The 19,693-nt window shown below is 44.0% G+C and carries 13 protein-coding genes, 1 riboswitch and 1 other annotated feature; of the genes, 5 read left to right on the plus strand and 8 right to left on the minus strand.

The features are described from left to right. Positions 1-266 precede the first annotated feature (266 nt). Positions 267-507: a binding site (T-box leader), on the minus strand. Between the two features lie 136 nt (positions 508-643). From argC to BXO88_RS02185, 4 genes are all read right to left on the minus strand, one after another. Then, complete coding sequence (gene argC / locus BXO88_RS02170; RefSeq protein ID WP_078036134.1) at positions 644-1,576, minus strand: N-acetyl-gamma-glutamyl-phosphate reductase; 933 nt, start codon at positions 1,574-1,576, stop codon at positions 644-646. An 84-nt stretch (positions 1,577-1,660) separates the two neighbouring features. Continuing rightward, positions 1,661-2,242, minus strand: coding sequence for a cytidylate kinase-like family protein (locus tag BXO88_RS02175; protein WP_168171588.1), 582 nt, complete (start codon positions 2,240-2,242; stop codon positions 1,661-1,663). 152 nt (positions 2,243-2,394) lie between these two features. Next, the gene (locus BXO88_RS02180) at positions 2,395-3,393 is read right to left on the minus strand and encodes a DUF2232 domain-containing protein (protein ID WP_078036136.1); all 999 of its coding nucleotides are present in this window, start codon (positions 3,391-3,393) and stop codon (positions 2,395-2,397) included. A gap of 10 nt (positions 3,394-3,403) precedes the next feature. Continuing rightward, positions 3,404-4,063 (minus strand): Crp/Fnr family transcriptional regulator, encoded by a 660-nt coding sequence (locus BXO88_RS02185; protein ID WP_078036137.1) that lies wholly within the window; start codon positions 4,061-4,063, stop codon positions 3,404-3,406. Positions 4,064-4,331: 268 nt separating this feature from the next. Here BXO88_RS02185 and BXO88_RS02190 point away from each other — a divergent pair, with 268 nt between their 5' ends. From BXO88_RS02190 to BXO88_RS02200, 3 genes are all read left to right on the plus strand, one after another. Continuing rightward, on the plus strand, positions 4,332-6,308 hold the full coding sequence (locus BXO88_RS02190) for an MFS transporter (protein ID WP_078036138.1): 1,977 nt from the start codon (positions 4,332-4,334) through the stop codon (positions 6,306-6,308). 137 nt (positions 6,309-6,445) lie between these two features. Continuing rightward, entirely contained in the window at positions 6,446-7,375 is a 930-nt protein-coding gene (locus tag BXO88_RS02195; protein ID WP_078036139.1) for a D-alanine--D-alanine ligase family protein, read from the plus strand. Positions 7,376-7,379: 4 nt separating this feature from the next. After that, positions 7,380-9,497 carry a SpoIIE family protein phosphatase gene (locus tag BXO88_RS02200; RefSeq protein WP_078036140.1) on the plus strand — a complete coding sequence of 706 codons (2,118 nt, stop codon included), beginning with the start codon at positions 7,380-7,382 and terminating at the stop codon, positions 9,495-9,497. Between the two features lie 183 nt (positions 9,498-9,680). Here the strand turns inward: BXO88_RS02200 and BXO88_RS02205 are convergent, their stop codons facing one another. The 4 genes from BXO88_RS02205 to cytX form a co-directional block, all read right to left on the minus strand. Then, positions 9,681-11,414, minus strand: coding sequence for an NADH-dependent [FeFe] hydrogenase, group A6 (locus tag BXO88_RS02205; protein WP_078036141.1), 1,734 nt, complete (start codon positions 11,412-11,414; stop codon positions 9,681-9,683). Further along, positions 11,408-13,240, minus strand: a complete 1,833-nt coding sequence (locus BXO88_RS02210) for an NAD(P)-binding protein (protein WP_078036142.1) — start codon at positions 13,238-13,240, stop codon at positions 11,408-11,410. The genes BXO88_RS02205 and BXO88_RS02210 overlap by 7 nt, the downstream gene beginning before the upstream one ends. Before the next feature lie 287 nt (positions 13,241-13,527). Beyond that, a complete protein-coding gene (locus BXO88_RS02215; RefSeq protein WP_078036143.1) occupies positions 13,528-14,619 on the minus strand; it encodes a GGDEF domain-containing protein in 1,092 nt (363 codons plus the stop codon). Between the two features lie 111 nt (positions 14,620-14,730). Further along, positions 14,731-15,918, minus strand: coding sequence for a putative hydroxymethylpyrimidine transporter CytX (gene cytX, locus BXO88_RS02220; RefSeq protein WP_078036144.1), 1,188 nt, complete (start codon positions 15,916-15,918; stop codon positions 14,731-14,733). A 316-nt stretch (positions 15,919-16,234) separates the two neighbouring features. Beyond that, a riboswitch (TPP riboswitch) is annotated at positions 16,235-16,336 on the minus strand. 141 nt (positions 16,337-16,477) lie between these two features. On the opposite strand from cytX, the gene BXO88_RS02225 reads away from it, so the two are divergent. Then, positions 16,478-18,937, plus strand: a complete 2,460-nt coding sequence (locus tag BXO88_RS02225; RefSeq protein WP_078036145.1) for an HD domain-containing phosphohydrolase — start codon at positions 16,478-16,480, stop codon at positions 18,935-18,937. Positions 18,938-18,959: 22 nt separating this feature from the next. Next, on the plus strand, positions 18,960-19,625 hold the full coding sequence (locus BXO88_RS02230) for a hypothetical protein (RefSeq protein WP_078036146.1): 666 nt from the start codon (positions 18,960-18,962) through the stop codon (positions 19,623-19,625). Positions 19,626-19,693 lie beyond the last annotated feature (68 nt).

Here is a 19,693-nt window from a genome sequence, read left to right on the forward strand (position 1 = left end):
TGCCTCCCTAACTTTGATTCTTTTTTTACATTTCCCCAACAGATATTTCCCTATCCGAGACCGCTGATTGAATTACATAAATCCTACGCATGACTTCGTGCTTCGCACTCTCGTCATGCTACAGAAATCTCGAATCCGCGCTATCGCGCTACTTCTCGATTTCTGTTGTCGTATCAGATGTCTGTGCATTTTTGCAAGCAAGCTTGCAATCTGCACAGCCGCCTGATACAGGATTTATGCACTAAAAAAGCCCCTGCCTCTTCTTTTGAAGAGACAAAGGCTTAAATTACCTCTGCGGTACCACTCTCATTGCCGTAAAACGACCACTCTGTCGCATCTATCAATGCTTAGTCCTGTAACGGAGACCACACCGTCGATGCCTAATTACGAGAGCTTTCAGCACGAAACTCGGAGATGATATTCACAACCTTACCTGCACCGTTTCACACCTCACAACGGCTCTCTGAAGCATATCAGACTGCTACTTTTTCTCGTCAACGTCTTTTTCATTTATCTGTTGCTAGTAAATTACTCCTATTGAAAATCAAAGTCAACGATTCCCCCATACCCATTTATACGTAGCAGCTATAACTCTGAGTAATTTCTGTATTTTTAGTCATTCCAAGCAACAGGCATCTGCATCTCAGAGTCCCGTATCCTCAGGAATTCCCAGCATGATGTTCATGTTCTGTACGGCTGCACCGCTGGCTCCCTTTCCGAGATTGTCAAAGAGGGCGGTAACTGATGTCTGATCCTCATATCCGCACACTATGATCTCAAGCTTATTTGTTCCCGCAAGCCTGTTGGCATAGAGCTTACTGTCATTTTCACCGAAAGGAACCACCTTAACGAAATGCTCATCACTATAATATTCCTGAAGCTTCTCACAGATGTTCTCTGCTGTCGGCTTACCCGTAAGAAACCTGTTCTGAAGCATGATTGTGGTTGCCATTCCCTTATAATAATCATCGACCACCGGCATAAACACAGGTGCATGGTTAAGTCCTGTCATCTTCTGCATCTCGGGAATATGCTTATGCTTAAGATTGAGACCATATATTCCCGGAGCACTGAGAAGTTCAGATCTTCCCTCAGCCTCATAATCCTGTATCATTTTCTTTCCGCCGCCTGAATATCCTGTAAGTGAATAGCATGTAACGGGATAATCCACTGGAAGTATACCCATGCGTACAAGAGGAGCTGTTACAGAAATAAAGCCGGTGGCATGACATCCGGGATTTGCAATTCGTTTTCCTGTTCGGATAGCCTCGCGCTGTTCCTTTGATATCTCAGGGAACCCATAAACCCAGTCGTCGTTCGTTCTATGAGCGGTAGAAGCATCAATGACTCTGACGGAAGCATTGTCGATGAGAGAAACTGCCTCTCTCGCACCGTCATCAGGCAGGCAAAGGAATACTATGTCTGCAGAATTGAGGTACTTCTTACGCTCCTCTGTATCGTGGCGTTTGTCCTCAGGAATACGGAGCAGTTCCAGATCATCTCTTTTTCCGATTCGATCATAGATCTGAAGTCCTGTTGTTCCACTCTGTCCGTCGATGTAAATCTTTGTTTTCATGGCCATCTCCTCTTAGATGCATAATTATCAAAAAATACCCGTATTCAAGCATCTTTATGCAAGAATACGGGTATTATAGCATATTTATTTCAAAATATCGCAAATGATGTCTACACATCTGTCCATTCCGATCTTTCCTACATCGAGACAAAGGCTGTAGTCCTTTGCCATCCCCATAGGATGTCCTGTATAGAGCTTGTAGTAATCGCTTCGCTCACTGTCCTTTTTCGTTATGTACTGCTCTGTGACCTGTTCCTTCTTTACCCTATGGTTAAGAGCATTATCCATACGCCATGCTGTATCTGCAGTAAGATAAATATCAAACGAAGGGATGCCTGCCTCTCTCAGAATATAGTTGGAACATCTTCCGACTATGATACATGGCGATGCAGACAGCTCCAGTACTACTCTGCTCTGTGCCTTAAATATCTCATCGTGGCTTGAATTAAGAGATGCCGGTGACAACATCTCGATAAGCTTGGTGCCTATCTTTATCTTTTCGCCGTCTTCATCTATAAGCTCCTGAGAAAAACCGCTCTCAGCTGCTGTCTTCCGTACAAAATCTCTGTCATAATACGGGATGCCCAGCCTTTCACTGAGTTTCTGTGCAAGCTCATGTCCATGACTTCCATAATTGCGGCTAATCGTAATAACTTTATATTCCATACTCTGCCTCTCCTTTTGAACGCAAACCATCCATCACGCCCAAGTAATTATATACATATACTATAGCAGAAATCCGTCCAAATTAGACATTTTAAATATAAAAAGTGCGGATGCCGGTCTCATAAACTGACATCCGCAAATGTAAACTGTATTCAGCTTAATTTTTTATCAGGCAATTCCTGCACTTCATATCCGAGCTTTCTCAAAAGGAATCTGTGAAGCTGTCCTGCCACATAAAAAGCGCCCAATATAAGCACCAGCTGAGGCATCATGAAAAGACTCAGGAATCCTATGAGCCCCACCACAATCTTCACTTTAGTCATATAAGCCTGCACAAAAAGTGTAACAGCTATAACTCCGAAACACATAAGATACATAACTCCGACGATACCTGTTACCTGTGCTACGCTCTGCACCACTTCATTCTCAAATGGCTTCGCAAATGTGTAGTTATAGAGCATGAAGGCCACAATTCCTATATACGCGGTCCATGAAGGAGGAGTATACAGGGCAACAGGCTTTGGTTTAGGAACCGCGATGTGGAGACGCCTGAGTATGAGAAGACTCACTTCATATATGATGAATCCCTGAATCGCACCACCAACCGCCATGGATACAAGAAGTATCCTTGCCAGAAATGCATCAGACATCATTGACTTCATAAGCCCGATCTGAGCCTCCATTCGAGGATCTCCTCCCATATATCTGCTCATCATCTCCATGGACTCGTTCATAGCTGCCTGCATCTCTCTGACGTACATGGAAAGGCTCTGTCCGGACAATGCAGTAATGATGACAGCATTGAACAGCTCCGAAATAACGCACAAAAGCATCATCAGGAGAAGAGCTTTGGTCATATCCTTTTTATGGTATATACAGGTTCCCAGCACCATACCGAGAAAAGCTTCACATGCTGCATAAATAATAGTAGTAGGTGTGCTCACGAATATGCTTATAAAGGTAGCAGCCGCCCATGCAGCTATGCTGGCCTTCCATCCATACCTCGCGGCATAAGCCACCATGGGAATGGGCAGAATGTACATCAGTATCCCCTGAAACATGCCTCCGGTCTGTCTGTTGATCAGGAGCAGTACGCCAAACAACGCCACTATCATGGCACCGTAGGTGATTTTTATTGTTTTCTTATCCATAATTATTCCTTTACTTTTTCAGATTGTAGGTATTCTTATCGTAGTCGAGGATCCCTTCCTCCTTCATGGCTGCCAGTTCTCTGGTCATAGCACTTCTGTTGGCGCACAGATACTCTGCAAGCTCTGTTCTCGTAAGTGGTGATTCGATATAACGGGAATTCTGTTTCTGTGACATAAGCGAAAGATAAGCAAGTATCTTATCTCTGAGTGAGGCTTTCGAGGACACCTCTATCTTTTCCATGAGCTGAACCGTTTTCTCCCCCATAAGCTGAAACATATTCTGTGTTATCTGGGCATGAAAGCCACATTGTCTCGGACAGTTATGTATGATGCTTGAAGCCGCAAGGAATATGATCTCCGAATCCTTCACAGCCTGAAATCTGACATAGGACTCTGTTGTTCTTCGCACAGCAAAGCTCTCTCCTATCAGCTCTCCGGGTTCCATAAACCCGAGTAAAGTCTGGTTACCCCAGATATCATCCTTCAGCATATGAACCATTCCGGAAAGAACAACTCCTATGTACTGAACACTGTCCTGCTCCATGATGATGTTCTCACCTCGCTTATATTTCTGCCTGTAACTTCGAAGACATGTAAAGAGCTGGTTCAGATCCATCTCCTTGATATTTGAAAATAGTGGTATTTCTTTATATGTGATTTCTTTTTTCATAACCTTAATATTTTATTTTATTCCCGTTGCACACGCAACGCCTTTTTCAAAAAAGTCTTTCTGATCAATGCGAAAATTTTCTACCTGCAACTTATATTGCCAGATTTTTTCTTTCTTTAACTCTTAATTCGTAGCATTGATTTTATGAAGATGATAAAATAGTCGATGAACTATTAAAGAAACAAATAACCTGATTGCATTTTTTTAGGATGTGCCGGTTCTTGATCCGTTTGTTCTGAAGCCGGCATATCAAAGATCGGAAAAACATATGAAAGATACTACAAAAGTCAGACTTTATCTGTTTATCGGCTCTGTAATCACTATCTTTATAGTCGCGGCATTTCTCGTTATATTAAACATAAACGAACCCGCTGAGTACACCGCTTTTCCTTTCAGTGTGCTCGCCATACTTACTCTAATCGCATGTGTAGCCCTTGCTCTTTTCTATTGGAAGGGTCCTGTTTTTGATGTGTTCGGAAATATGGAAAGCGTAAACATTAACGCTATGCTGCTTACCGTCATTATCATCATACAGATTTCTTTTTTCTTCGAAATCATCTCCGTACGAAATCAGATCATAAATTATAAGCTTTTCGAGAGCATACGAAATGACATCACCACCGCTGCCCAATGCTCCGAAGAAAATCTGAACACCGTCCTTTCAGGTCTGTGCACCGAAGAAATTCCTGAAATTTCCGTACTCGATCCTCAGGGCACTGTTATTTTTTCATCTGACAGCTCGAAGCTCGGTGTAACAATTTCTGATTCATCATATACTTACAGTTTCAATAAACCGAACAGAATACGATTCTATGTGAATCAAAACCATATAACAGGTCAGCTCAAATCCGTCGTGATGAATCTTCTGACCGTTCTCGTCACGTCTGTATTTTTTGCCGTGGAGATAGTCCTTCTCCTCATGCGCAGGATCTCCAGATCTCTGGTTAAGCCAAAAGAAGACTCTATACCTGACGAGAGCTCCGAGCTTGATACAGTTCTGGATGACGATATTTCTTCAAAAGATGCATTGGCACAGCCCCATGTACCATCCGCCCTCTACTATATCAGGCAGATCGCCTTTCTATTCTATTTTGCTTCCAGACTTTCTTCAGCCTTCATTCCTATAGTGGCTAAGTCCCTTTACACTGAGGGCTCATGGATTTCCGCCCATACTGCAGCGGGTCTCCCACAGTCAGCAGAAACACTTTTGACCTGTTCAGCTATTTTCATCACAACTCTTATTCTCGAAAAGAAGGGTTGGAAGATGCCTTTTATTGCCGGCCTTCTTATGGTAGCTCTGGGAACCTTTTGCTCTGCGATTTCAGGCAATCTCGCCATGTTCGTCTCATCAAGAGCCATCGTAGGTCTCGGCTATGGTTTCTGCTGGATGACACTCAGAAACCTGTCACTTTTTGGTAAGTCTGCCCGTGAACAGCTTCTTGGCTTTGCTCTATTAAATGCCGGAATATATGCAGGCATGAATTGCGGTGCTTCTCTCGGGGCTATCATCGCAGATATTTTCGGATATAAAACAGTATTTATCATATCCGCTGCATTCACACTACTCACCTCTGTCTTTATCATAAACCTGGAAAATGCCATGCTGCCGAAGGTACAGCAGGCTGAAACGGAAGCCAATACAGGAAGAAAGATCAATCCTTCGGATGCTCTCACAGCCTTTCTTTTTGTGATACTTATGATAGCGCCCGCCAGTATAGCAGCGTCCTTCCTCAGCTACTATCTGCCGCTTTACTTTGAAAACATAGGCGGAAGCATCACTGACGTCGGACGAGCCCAGATGCTTTACGGTATTCTCCTCGTTTATGTTGGACCTACACTATCACTCATCATATCGACTCTAAAAGGAAAGACCCTTAAGAGTATCAATTATTCCTACAATGTACTTATAGCAGTAAGCCTGCTTCTTCCGGGCATAGGAACCGGTCTGCTGCTCCCGTTTTTAAGTGCTTCCCTTTTGGGTGTGGCCGACAGTTTCGGTTTCGGCGTTCAGAATAATTATTTCCTGGCTCTTCCGGCAGTAAGATCACTGGGTGCTTCGAAATCCTTGTCACTGCTTTCTTTCATAAAGAAACTTTTGGAAATGACAGGACCTTTCGTTTTTGCGGCTGTACTGGCATTTGGTTATCAGGCAGGAATAAAGTATCTGGCAATTGCCTTTGTGATAATGACTGTAATTTTCATAGTCTACTCATCTGTTATGGGTAACTCAAAAACAAACGAATGATATACTATAGTTAAGCCGTCAAAGGGTCTGAGCGTTAACTGCTCAGGATTTTTGCCGATATAAAAAGGATAGTATCAGGTATTAAAAGGTATTTTGAAATACGAATACATCTTATTCAACATCAGGAGATTTTATAAATGGTAGTAAGTGTAGTATACGGCGGTACCCCGGAGGAACGGGGGCCATCCGAAAAAAATGCAAAGGACATCGCTGAAGCATTAAAAGAAAGAGGATATTCGGTCCAGTTTCTTCAATTTGACAAGGATATCATAAAAACTCTGAGAGCCGTCTCTACTGATATAGTTTATCTCTGTGTTCAGGGACGCGGATACGGCGACGGTACCTTTCAGGGTATGCTGGAAGTAGAAGGTATACCTTTCACAGGGAGCGGCATGAGAGCGGCTACTCTCATAAACGACAAGATACTTTGCAAATTCCTTTTTGATCACTACAGAATAAACACTCCCAAATGGGACATTCTGACCAAAGAACAGTACGAATCCGGAGAATATGATTACCATGGTTTTGGATTTCCTTTTGTGGCTAAAGCTCCCACTCAGGGAGGCAGCTTTGGTATCGAACTCATAAAAGGTCCCGAAGACCTTCCTCTCATAGAAAAAGTATTTGGTTTTGACGATCCCATACTCCTTGAAAGTTATATTAAAGGTCGTTTCTATACAGTCGGTATCTACGAAAGCGGAGACGGGATAGTTGCCTTGCCTGTCGTGGAGGGGCTTGATCTTGATCATCAGGATGAGGCTTCCCTGAAAGAAGACCGTCTTATAACCTTCACCGGAACCTACGGGATCAAAGAAAGTAACCTGGATACAGAATTGGCCTCGCAGATCCGTCAAATGGCTCTTCAGGTATTTAAGATAACCGGAGCCAGAGATCTCTGTAGAGTGGACTTTATGCTTTCCGATGACAATATTCCATATGTCCTGGAGATAAATGCTGTTCCGGGACTAAAAAAATACAGTCTCATGCCTCTTGCGGCTATGCAGTCCGGTATACGGTACGAAGACATGATAGAAGATATACTTCTTTCGGCAGTAAAAAGGAGATAGTACTATGTTCAAGAACATGAAGATCAGCATTAAGATCCTATTGGTCATTCTCATCATGGCGTTAGGATCACTAATCGTCGTTTTCAGTGCCTCCTACTATTTCATGAATTCCATGGTAAATGAGTTCCAGCAGACCAACATCACTCTGGGGCTCAATTCCTCAGAAATAACCAAGAATTCTCTTATGGTTCTGACTGAGGACTACCTGACAAAGCTCATTCAGGAACAGGCACAAACAGCAAACAACTCTCTTCACGAAGTTAACAAGATAGTTGTCGAATCTGCGAATTATACCCATAGCCTATATGAAAACCATTCTAATTTCATAGGAAAGGACATGCCGAGACCTGATGAAACAGAAGCAGGTGTAGCATGTTCAAAGTACTTTCTGGCGAAAGGCGTAAGGGCTTCAGATGAGGTTATGGATGAAGTCAACATCCTTTCAAACTGTGAATACATGTTTGCGCCTCTTCTCGAGCACAACAGGATACTTGACAATATCTACATCGGAACCACAAGCGGTATTTCCTACAGATATTCAAGAGCCAACCTTTTCAACCCGGATTACGATCCCAGGGAACGCGGATGGTATAAAACTGCTTTGACCGCCCCGGATACTCTGGTGTGGCTCCCTACCTATAAGGACTCCTACGGAAATACCTGTATAACCGCCGCCATGTCCTACAGAAATGCTGAAGGTGATACCGTCGGAGTTGTCGCTTCTGACGTTCTCCTTACAAGTATCATCAATGAAGTTATGAATCTGAAGATCGGAGAAACCGGTACCTGTTTCATACTGGACTCTGACCTGAATTTCATCGCTCATCCCGACATGGGTAAAGAAGACTTCAACACTGACATCAGTAGTCATTTTTCAAACAATGTCTTTATACGTTCCATCCGATCTTCCAATGACGGAATCATAGAGACCAAATACGATGGAAAAGACTGTTATATCGCCTATTCAAGGATGAAGGAGACCGGATGGACATTCTGTGCCAGCATCGAGACTTCAGAAGTCACTGCTCCCGCCGTTCAGGCGAAGACGGAAAGCGATCTTCTGACAGACGAATCTCAGAAGGGGATGCAGGATAAGATCTTCAGTATACTCCGACTTTTCATGATCTATTTTGCCATCATCGGCATAATCGTTGTTATGATCTCCTTTGCAGTGTCCGGTACCATCACTCGTCCTATTCAGAGACTTGCTGACAATGTAAAGAAAATCGGTAAAGGTGATTTCAAACAGAAGATACTGGTTACTTCCAAGGATGAGGTAGGACAGCTTGCAGAGCGTTTCAACAACATGCAGAACGACCTCAAAAACTACATGGAGAACATCAAAACTGTTACCGCCGAAAAGGAGAGGATAAGCACTGAGCTTTCCGTAGCAACACAAATACAGGCGGATATGCTCCCCAGAGTTTTCCCTCCTTTCCCGGAGCGCAGAGAATTCGATATCAACGCTTCAATGAATCCTGCCAAGGAAGTCGGCGGAGATTTCTATGATTTCTTCTTTGCCGACGAAAACCATTTTGCCATGGTAATAGCTGACGTATCCGGTAAGGGAGTTCCTGCAGCCCTCTTCATGGTCATCGCAAAAACACTGATAAAGGATCACATTCAGGGCATGAAGGGAAGTTCTCTTGTTGATATCCTTACTGCTGTAAATGATCAGCTGTGTGAAGGTAATGATGCAGAAATGTTCGTTACTGTCTGGATAGGAATCGTTGATGTTTCAACTGGAAAAGGCATCGCGACCAATGCCGGTCATGAGCATCCTGTACTTTGCAGAGCGGGCGGTCAGTTCGAGCTTGTCAAGTACAGACATACAGTTGCACTTGGCACCATGCCTGGAGTCAGATTCCAGCAGCATGAATTCGAGATGCACCCCGGCGATACTCTTTTCGTTTATACTGACGGTGTACCTGAAGCTACCAACAAGAACAATGAGCTTTACGGAACAGACAGAATGCTTGATACTCTCAATGCGGATCCTACTGCACCAACCGATGTGCTTCTGAAAAACATAAAATCCAATGTTGACGAATTCGTCGGCGAAGCACCTCAGTTCGATGATCTCACGATGCTTGCGATGAGATATAACGGGCCTGTAAAGTGAGCTCTGATTCATATTCCTGACAGCAGCTGTTCACACTGGCGCCTGAGGGCAGCGAAAAAACAGAAATCTAAAATCAACAAAGCCCCTTTTGGAAAGACACTCCACAAAGTCTCTTATCCAAAAGGGGTTTTTATATTTGATCTATATCATATGACACTCAAATCCATTTCAGGATAAATGCTGTCACTTTTCACCCGGCATCTTCCATGCATGATGATCCGTATGAAGGAGGTGGTGTGCCCTCTCCGAAAGAGGTGCTTCAAAATACTTCTCATAAATCTCATTTACAGATGGATTTTCATGAGAGAATCTAAGCTTCATACTCTTGTCCTGTGAGTAAAGGATCGGAGCTCTTTCCGGTGCCATCTCGACACCGTCGTGAATCGGCTGTCCACCGCCGCCAACGCAGCCTCCGGGGCATGCCATGACCTCAACGAAATCATACTTTACACGTCCCTGCTTAAGATATGTAAGCAGCTTGTTTGCATTTCCGAGACCGTTAGTAACCGCAACTCTCAGGGTCTTTCCTGCAAGCTCGAATTCCGCTTCTTTCCAGCCATCCATACCACGAACACTCTTGAATGCATCAGGATCAGGATTCTCCTTATTCACGAGATAGTAAGCACTTCGAAGTGCTGCCTCCATAACGCCGCCTGTGGCGCCAAAGATATTGCCTGCACCTGATCCGATTCCAAAAGGCATATCCAGCTCCTCTTCCGGAAGATCCTTAACTATGATCTGCTCAGAACGAATGAGACGGTTTACTTCACGGGTCGTAAGTGAGCAATCAACCTCAGGATCACCCTGCTCGTCCAGCATGGACGGATATGCGCATTCTGCCTTCTTGGCAAGACACGGCATGATGGATACACAGAATATCTTTGAAGGGTCGACCTCCAGCTTCTCTGCAAAATAGCTCTTTGCCACAGCTCCAAACATCTGCTGCGGAGACTTGGCACTGGAAAGCTGATCCACAAACTCAGGATAATGAGCCTTCACATATCTTACCCAGCCGGGACAACAGGAAGTGAACATCGGGAATTTGTTATGCTCTGGATGAGAGATCTTCTCAAGAAACTCAGAGCCTTCCTCCATGATAGTAAGATCTGCTGTAAAGTTCGTATCAAAGACATAATCAACTCCCACTCTCCTGAGTGCTGCCGCAAGACGCTTCACTGTCGCAAATTCAGGATCCAGTCCAAAAGGCTCTCCCCAGGCTGCGCGAATGGATGGTGCTATCTGTACTACTGTTATCTTTTCAGGATCTTCTATAGCCTCAAGTACACGGTCAACATCATCTCTTTCACGAAGAGCACCTACAGGGCAGTGAGTGATACACTGTCCGCAAAGTGCGCACTGCGAATCCTCCAGATCATATGCTCCGGTAACATCCACAGTAACTCTGGATCCTGTATTAACCACATCCCAGATATTTGCATTCTGTATCTTGTCACATACCTGAATACAACGCATACACTTAATGCACTTATCATAATCTCTGATAAGCGGGAACTTCAAGCTTCCACGGTTCTCAGGAAGCTGTTTCTCATAAGGAATGCTGTGAACATTCAGATCGTTTGCCACCTTCTGAAGTGTACAGTTACCGCTTCTGACGCAGACTGCACAGTTTGTATTATGCTGAGAAAGTATGAGCTTTACATTGACCTTTCTCGCATCTCTGGCCTTCTTGGAGTTGGTTTTGATCACCATACCTTCCGCAACCGTGTTGTTGCAGGCTGTAAACAGTCTGTCATACCCTTCTACTTCAACAACGCATACACGACAGGCACCTATCTCGTTAAGCTCCTTCATGAAACAGAGTGTAGGAATATGGACTCCCGCCTGAGAAGCCGCATCCAGTATAGTTGTCTTTTCAGGAACCTGTATCTTAATTCCGTCTATCGTAACATTTACCATTTTGCTTCTCTGCCTCCTTTGAAGATTCCGTATCCGAAGTGGTCACAATGCAGACATCTGCCGGACTCCTGGCATGCCTCCTCATGAGACATTCCACACTCCATAAGCTTGAAGTCATGCTTTCTTTCCTCAGGAGAGCGCTCCTTCATGTTGACTCTTCCGCATGGCTTATGATCATCGAAACGAACAGGAGGAAGGTCAATGTCTACCTTGATCTCATGGAAGAATCCGAGATATTCGTCTATATTCGCAGCTGCCACCTTACCCGCAGCTATTGCACGAATAACAGTTGCAGGTCCTGTTACACAGTCTCCGCCTGCAAAAACGCCTTCCTTATCACGTATATCACTGGTATCAAAGGCATCTATATGTCCTCTCTCAACAGGAATACCATACTCACCGAACTTCATGGAATCTATGCCCTGACCGATTGCGACCAGAACTCTGTCACACGGAATACGCACTTCCTCCGTATCTGCAGGAACCGGCTTAGGTCTACCGTCCTTTATAGGACCTACTATCTGAGGCTGGACCCATATAGCCGCCACACTGCCATCTTTCTTTTTCTCTATGCGTAACGGAGCATTAAGTTCAACTACCTCACAGCCGTCAGCGATAGCTCCCTCTATTTCCTCGGGAAGAGCTGTCATATCACTTACTCTACGTCTGTAGAGGATCTTAACCGACTTTGCATTGCATCTGATAGCTGAACGGGCTACGTCCATTGCCACATTTCCGCCGCCTACAACTGTTATATCCATACCGGTGAAATCCGGATAATCATCATCACCAATTGCTCTAAGCATCTCAACCGCAGATATAACTCCCTTGGCATCCTCTCCATCGATACCTATCTTCTTATCAGTATGAGCGCCTATAGCCACGAACATGGCGTCATACTGATCTCTGAGCTCTGCGATGGATATATCCTTTCCAATGCTTACATCTGTCTTTATACTGAAACCGCTCTTCTTAAGGCATTCTATTTCAGCATCAAGAGCCTCTCTGGGAAGACGATAAGCAGGAATACCGTAACGGAGCATGCCCCCTGCTTTTTTTCTCTGCTCATACACTACGACCTCATGTCCCATAAGTGACAGATAGTATGCTGCAGAAAGCCCTGCAGGACCGCCGCCGATAACGGCAACTTTCTTGCCTGTTACAGGCTGCTTCTCACCGATCCTGAATTCATCTTCATGTTCAACCGCAAACTTCTTTAATCCCCGGATATTTATAGGATCATCTACCATGGTTCTTCGGCAGCGAACCTCACAAGGGTGCTCGCAGATCATACCGCATACTGCCGGAAGAGGGTTATCCTTTCTGATCAGTGCAACCGCATCATTGTACCTGCCCTCATGGATAAGTGATATGTATCCCGGTACATCTACATGGGCAGGGCACTGTGATACACAAGGAACCGGCTGATCCTGATGTCCGGAACATCTTCCATGAAGTATATGCTCTTCATAATCATCCCTGAAGCCTCTTATGCCCTTAAGTACCATTCTGGCTGCTTCTGAGCCTATAGCACAGTCCGCCGAAAAATATATGCTCTGTGCAGTCTGCTCTATAACTTTCAATGTCTCCATGGTGGCAGTACCATCAAGAACGGACTCGATCAGCAGCTCTAACTGTCCTAATCCTATGCGGCACGGAACACACTTTCCACAAGACTGAGCGTGGCAAAGATGCAAAAAAGATGCAGCTAAGTCTACCGGGCAAAGACCGGGCTGACTTGCTGTGATCCTTCGTTCAAGATCCTTATAAAGATCTTCCACCGTTTTCATAGCATTGTTTTGTGTTACAATGCTCAATCTACTCATGGTGTCTCCTCCTTACTTCCATTAAACTTAGTGTCTATGTAAAATTGAACCACCAAAAAAACAATTTGTAAACAAAGTTGCACAAATCGTAGTGTATTTTTTCTGTATTTGTTGTTAATAATATAACATTATTATATTTTTCATAGATAAATTCTATTTGACATGGCATTCTACATCTCTGCTGTTTGATAATTAATTATCAATCCTGCATAAAAATACCCTCTTCATCCGAAAATCCATGAAATTCAGATGAAGAGGGTATGTAAAGTAATATCCTTTTTCGATTTTCAGTTAAACATATAAAAGTTAAGGGCATTACCCTCCTGCTTCTTGCTTTCATACATTCCCTTATCCGCCCTCTGGTATAAGGCATCAAAGGAATCACCCGGATCCGACAGATAGAAGGTAGCTCCCACACTTATGGAGATCCTGCGTCCCTTCATCTCGGGTATATTGATCATGTTTATGTTGTCGTACAGTCGATTGACTATTCGTCTTCCGATCTCCTCTTTTTCAACTGTAGGCGCAAAAGCCGCAAACTCATCTCCTCCCAGTCTGAATACCACATCGGAATCTCTGAAGGTTCTCCTCATGCATCCTGCTATGGCGATGATGACCTTATCACCTACATCGTGTCCATAATCGTCATTGATGGATTTGAAATGATCCGCATCCACAAGTATGAACATCCCTCTTGTTTCATTTGCCATCTCTTCTCTTATCCTGGCTTCACCGCTGTTTCTGTTACGTATTCCCGTCATAGAATCAGTTTCCGCCATAAGCTTGAGACTTTCTCTTTGCTTCCTGTCTTCATCTATAGACTCAAATGTCCAGATGACATGTATAAGTCTGCCGGATTCGTCTCTGTCAACCTCTATAAGCTGAACACGTATCCATCTTCCATACTTATCGATAAATTCATGTGACAGCGAATGGCTTTCCTTCAGTCGTTCTTCATAAGAACCTTTATCCAGGAAATTGAGAAGCGTATCACATGACTGTTCAGAAGCAAACATTTTCACCAGTTCAGGGAGAGGACCTCTGTAGTCCGTCATACCTCCCTCCATAAGGGGATCGAACTTCTTGGCACTTCTCAGAAGTCTCGCATGATTGGTTTTAATGTTTATCCTGTACACAGCAGCATAAATATTGACAACCGCTTCGATATCTTTAGTAAGCTCTTTGGACTCAACATATTTTGTGTAAGCCACATGAAACAGCTTACGAAGAACCACGACCACCGTAAGCAGTACCGCACCGAAAACAATATGGATAAGCTGCAGTGATCCGGATAAGCTGAGGAAAAACGCCATAAAAACTGCCAGAATAAGACCGAATATATTCAGATGTATATGACGTATCGATCCGTCTTTAGCCATACTATAGCCTTTCTTTCAACAATAAGTTATAAAGAAACTCCATCGTTATAATATCGGTCCAAATTCTTCCAATCATAAACATCTCAGATCACTATAAATAATATTTATACGTCATACCCATTCAGGAGTCTTTTGAAGGTTTTTTTCATTAAGGATCTTTCCTGCAATGACTGTGAGCACCGTAGTAAAGAGGATATCAGGAAGTGTATACCCTATAGGAAGATCCCACTGCATGAGATATCTGTACAGCACAAAACCCACCAGCCAGATAACGAGATTCACCGGATCAAAAGACTTCTGAGATGAATCCGTCTTAAGTACAAACCATGTTCCTATCATAACCGCTGCCATCGGTGCAAAAACCGAACCAATGAGATACAAAAATCCCGTGATATCGTCCATTGGATAAAATACAGCTCCGGCGATTCCCACAACTGTAGCGGCAATCGCCATAGACTTTCCGCTCAGCTTCTTTGTAAGAGATTCTCCTGATATTCCCGCAGAGAACGCATCAAGGAAGGTTGTGGTAACTGTTGAGAAAACAATAATGAGAAGACCTGCCACTCCCAGTCCGGCTTTAAGCATTATCTCTGCTATATCTGATGTACCGGTAAGCATGGCAGCTCCCATTCCGATGAGGAACATCCAGCAGCTTACCAGATTATAGACTACTGTACTTGCCAATGTTGACTTATGGGCATCTCCTGCTTCTCTCGTATAGTCCCCGACTACCGGAAGCCATGATAACGGCATGGAAACAGAAAGTTCAAGCGCTGCCCCAAAGGAAATACTCTCTACTGCCGCAGGGCTTCCACCCTGTCTTACGATAACTACGCAGAGGACCACTGACAGAATAAACAGTGCAGTCATGGCTATGCGGTTCAGCCTGCCCAGATTGGTCACTCCCACCATTATCCACAGGATGATGAGTCCTCCAATGACCAGACACCAGATATTTTTATCAGTATTCCATATTCCGGCTGCGGAAAGAGCTCCGTCATATATCATTATGGCTGTCCAACCCACAAGCTGCAGAACATTCAAAGCGGCAAAGAGCATTCCGCCACGGCTTCCAAAAGTCATTTTAACGGTTTCCATGGCACTCTTTCCGGTTTGTCCGCTTATCATACCCGCAAGGTAAAACAGAACTCCGCCTATCAGATGCCCCAGAACTATAGCGAGGATCCCCTTTTGAAATCCAAGCGGCGCGAGATATGTACCCGTCAATATTTCCGCGATGGATACCCCCGCTCCGAACCAGATCAATGAATTGTCCAAAACCGTTGTCTTCTTTTCCATATCATCCCTCCAAGAATAAAATGGATATTGCCATCAGCATCCCGACGGCTGCGTTTTGTCCATAGCTGTAACATATCGTAGCTGTAACATCTCGCATCTCGATGCTCGATGATTGGCTGTCGCCAAGGTACCATCATTTCGTGCAAGCACGATGGTGGTACTTTGGCTCGTAGCTGTTCCATCTCGCATCTCGATGCTCGATGATTAGCTGTCGCCAAGGTTCCACCATTTCGTGCGAGCACGATGGTGGTACTTTGGCTCGTAGCTGTAACAAAAAAGCGTTGCCCATCGGGACAACGCTTCCACTGATAAAACTCAAATTACAGTATTTACCTACGTTGGCATTATCCAAATCAGGTCATGGGTCGGAATTGATCATTCCCTCTCAGCCCGTCTACGAGCTCCCCTTTAAATTTTCAGAAAAATTATACTTTTTATCCTGAAAAAGTGTCAAGCTTTCTTTTCATCAAATATAAGCGATTCAAAATTATTAAATTTTAAGTAATCGTCGAAGAAATAATTAATATTATGTGGCGATTTGTTCGGAGGACCTGGCAGTATGACTATTGATAATTTTGAAAATATCGTATCTCTTTTATGTACGATAACCGGTCTGTTATACTGCGTCTTCAAGTATGTCGAATCCCCGAAATTCGGCTACAGACTTCTTTTGATATACTTCCTTGCTTCTTTTTTAAGTGAGTATTACTGGACTATCTACAGCCTTACCATGGGCTCATATCCCAATGTATCTGAATTTACAGCCTATCTCGGATGGAACATCGGATATCTCATTCTGCTTATTGCTTCGTATTACATACGACCCGATGAGGCAAAAAATACACTTCACCCTCTGGTATTTCTTCCGGCCCTTGTCAATGTCCCTCAGTTTTTACTGTACATACAGTACGGAGGGATCTTAAACAATATCTGGCAGGTGGGAACAACCACTCTTACTATGATTTTTTGTCTACAGAGTATCATATACTTCTACAAAGGCAAAACAACCACCACTGAATTCCCTCTTTTTTCCGTCCTTGTTTTAATCTACCTTGTACTCCAATACATAATGTGGACAGTTTCCTGCTACTCGTGGGATGGGGAATTATCAAATCCATATCTATACTGTTCCATCCTTGGAGCGGTAACAAGCATCTTCTTCACATACGGCGTTTTAAGATTCTATAAAATCAAGGACCATGGAATCCTGACAGGCAGTGCATCAGAGCTCAGATTTCAGGTCCTGGTACAGACCATAATCTCCCTTGTCATCATAGGCATCTGCATCATTGGACTTTTTATAGCCTTCTGGGTTAAAAAATCTCTTACAAACCAGAATGGTGTTTTCAAAAACGAAGAGCAGCTCATAGTCTGTCTTTTCGTTATATCAGCAGTACTTATATTCCTGGTGCTGCTTTTACTTAATTATTTCACTACGCGATATCACTCCATGATCCGCAGTAAAAAAATCATAAACGATCTGAAGCGCAGTAAATTCAGCTTTTACTTTACCATCATAGTCACCCTCACTTTGATGGCATTTGCGGTGGTCTACAACAATATAGGGCTCTATAGCGCATCAGTCATCAGTGTTTACGAAGACGGTGACGAAGCCATCAAGTCCACAGCTACTGAGCTTGAAAACTATATGACTGTAGCAAGCACCACCATGAGAGTGGCAGCCGACAGTGTAAGTCTCATGGATAAGAACGGCAGCTCTCTTGAGGACATCAGAAATTATCTGGTGGATCAGACAAAGATCCAGGCAGAACAATTCGACGAAAATTTCACCGGCTTATATGCCTATATGAACGGAGAATATCTGGATGGTCTCATGTGGGTTCCGCCCGAGGGATACGATCCCACTTCAAGAGACTGGTACAAGGCGGTCGTTGAAGGTCAGGGCGAAACAGTCATCGTCCCTCCTTATGTGGATGCCCAGACAGGTGCAGTTGTCATAACCATAGGCAAAAACATTTCTTACGGGGAAAGCCTTCCCGAAGGTCAGCTTCCAAATGTTGTCTGCCTTGATGTTATGGTAAACCATATCGAGGAAATAGCAAAAAGTGTTTCTATAGCCGGAAAGGGCTATGGCATGGTTGTGAATACCGATGGTTTCATCGTTGCGCACCAGGATGTGAGCATTAACGGCAGGAACCTGAAGGAGCTGTACGATCACGAATTGCTGGACACTGTTTTAGCTACCCGTCAGGGACGAACCACAGCGAAGATCGACGGTAAAGAATGCACGCTTTTCATCTACCCGGTTATGAATCAGTGGTACACCATCATAGTCATCAGCAACGATGAGCTTTGGGATAATACCTACTCACAGCTTGCAGTGAACATCATGGTATCAGTCATAACCTTCTGTCTCATAACCTTTTTCTACTATATAGGCTATAAAAACGAGATTCTTTACGGAAAAAAAGTGGAAGAGATGAACATCCAGGTTGTCAGCGCTCTGGCAACAGCCATCGATGCAAAGGATACCTACACCAACGGACATTCCTCAAGAGTCGCGGAATACGCAAAAATGATTGCAGAACGTGCCGGTCTTTCACAGGCGGAGCAGGATGACATTTACATGATGGGACTTCTGCATGATGTAGGAAAAATCGGAATACCTGATGAGGTCATAAATAAACCTTCCAGACTTACTGCCGAAGAATATAAGGTGATTCAGCGACATCCCGTCATCGGAAGTGGCATCTTGAAGAGTATAAAAGAGAATCCAAAGCTTGCTACCGGAGCAAGGTGGCATCACGAAAGATACGGAGGAGGCGGTTATCCGGACGGAATTTCCGGAGAGGACATACCTGTAGAGGCGAGGATCATAGCCGTTGCAGACGCCTACGATGCCATGACCAGCAGAAGAAGCTACCGTGGCATCATGCCTCAGGAAAAGGTACGCTCGGAGATAAAGCTTGGTATGGGTACTCAGTTCGACCCGAGATTTGCCAGAGTGATGCTTCAGATGATAGACGAAGATAAAAGCTATACTATGCGCGAAAAATAGCCGACTCATGGAGGGATATAAAATGAAAAATACTCAAAACAACACCGAAATCATTAATGGACAAAAGGTCACCGAAAATATCTATCTGTGCCCCGATGGCAAATACCGCTGGATATATGAGTTTCCCATGTTGAAAAATCCTTTACTATTATTTACCGTGTTCAAAGTTCTGGGTATGTCTGCAGCGATAATTGCCGGCTTTGCACTGCTTATTGATCTCATCGAGAACGGGAGCATAACTCCCGCCGCAGACCCCGATGACTGGATAATAGGCTTTTGGGTCATACTGTTCTTTATGGGAGTTGTTATTCTTTCCTACGTCATTCTTGCCGCCATGTACGGATGGAAGTATATGGTCCTGTTTGAGATGGATGAAGAAAAGGTAGTTCATATCCAGATGCCGAAGCAATTCAAACATGCCGAAGCCCTTGGCTGGCTCACTGTAATGGCAGGAATAGCATCCGGAAGAGCCGGAACCATGGGAACAGGTATGCTGGCTGCCACACGCAACACTTCAACTTCAGACTATATCAATGTCAGAAAAGTAATAGGAAACAGATTGATGCGTGTCATAAAGGTAAACAAGCTGCTGGATCATAATCAGGTCTATGTAGAACCCTCTGACTATGATTTCGTTTTCAACTACATAGCAGAGCGATGTGTCAATGCCAAAGTGCGAAAGGGCTGAAAAATAAACGGGTATATAAAGAGGAAGGTTCTCATCTTCAAGAACCTTCCCCTTTATATACTCTATAG

It is taken from the genome of Oribacterium sp. C9 (genome assembly GCF_002007235.1).
GTDB lineage: Bacteria > Bacillota > Clostridia > Lachnospirales > Lachnospiraceae > Oribacterium.

Coding starts and splice junctions, on each gene's coding strand:
- argC (WP_078036134.1), bottom strand. CDS start 1,576: ATGAAAACAAAGATTTACATCGACGGACAGAGTGGAACAACAGGACTT.
- BXO88_RS02175 (WP_168171588.1), bottom strand. CDS start 2,242: ATGGAATATAAAGTTATTACGATTAGCCGCAATTATGGAAGTCATGGA.
- BXO88_RS02180 (WP_078036136.1), bottom strand. CDS start 3,393: ATGGATAAGAAAACAATAAAAATCACCTACGGTGCCATGATAGTGGCG.
- BXO88_RS02185 (WP_078036137.1), bottom strand. CDS start 4,063: ATGAAAAAAGAAATCACATATAAAGAAATACCACTATTTTCAAATATC.
- BXO88_RS02190 (WP_078036138.1), top strand. CDS start 4,332: ATGAAAGATACTACAAAAGTCAGACTTTATCTGTTTATCGGCTCTGTA.
- BXO88_RS02195 (WP_078036139.1), top strand. CDS start 6,446: ATGGTAGTAAGTGTAGTATACGGCGGTACCCCGGAGGAACGGGGGCCA.
- BXO88_RS02200 (WP_078036140.1), top strand. CDS start 7,380: ATGTTCAAGAACATGAAGATCAGCATTAAGATCCTATTGGTCATTCTC.
- BXO88_RS02205 (WP_078036141.1), bottom strand. CDS start 11,414: ATGGTAAATGTTACGATAGACGGAATTAAGATACAGGTTCCTGAAAAG.
- BXO88_RS02210 (WP_078036142.1), bottom strand. CDS start 13,240: ATGAGTAGATTGAGCATTGTAACACAAAACAATGCTATGAAAACGGTG.
- BXO88_RS02215 (WP_078036143.1), bottom strand. CDS start 14,619: ATGGCTAAAGACGGATCGATACGTCATATACATCTGAATATATTCGGT.
- cytX (WP_078036144.1), bottom strand. CDS start 15,918: ATGGAAAAGAAGACAACGGTTTTGGACAATTCATTGATCTGGTTCGGA.
- BXO88_RS02225 (WP_078036145.1), top strand. CDS start 16,478: ATGACTATTGATAATTTTGAAAATATCGTATCTCTTTTATGTACGATA.
- BXO88_RS02230 (WP_078036146.1), top strand. CDS start 18,960: ATGAAAAATACTCAAAACAACACCGAAATCATTAATGGACAAAAGGTC.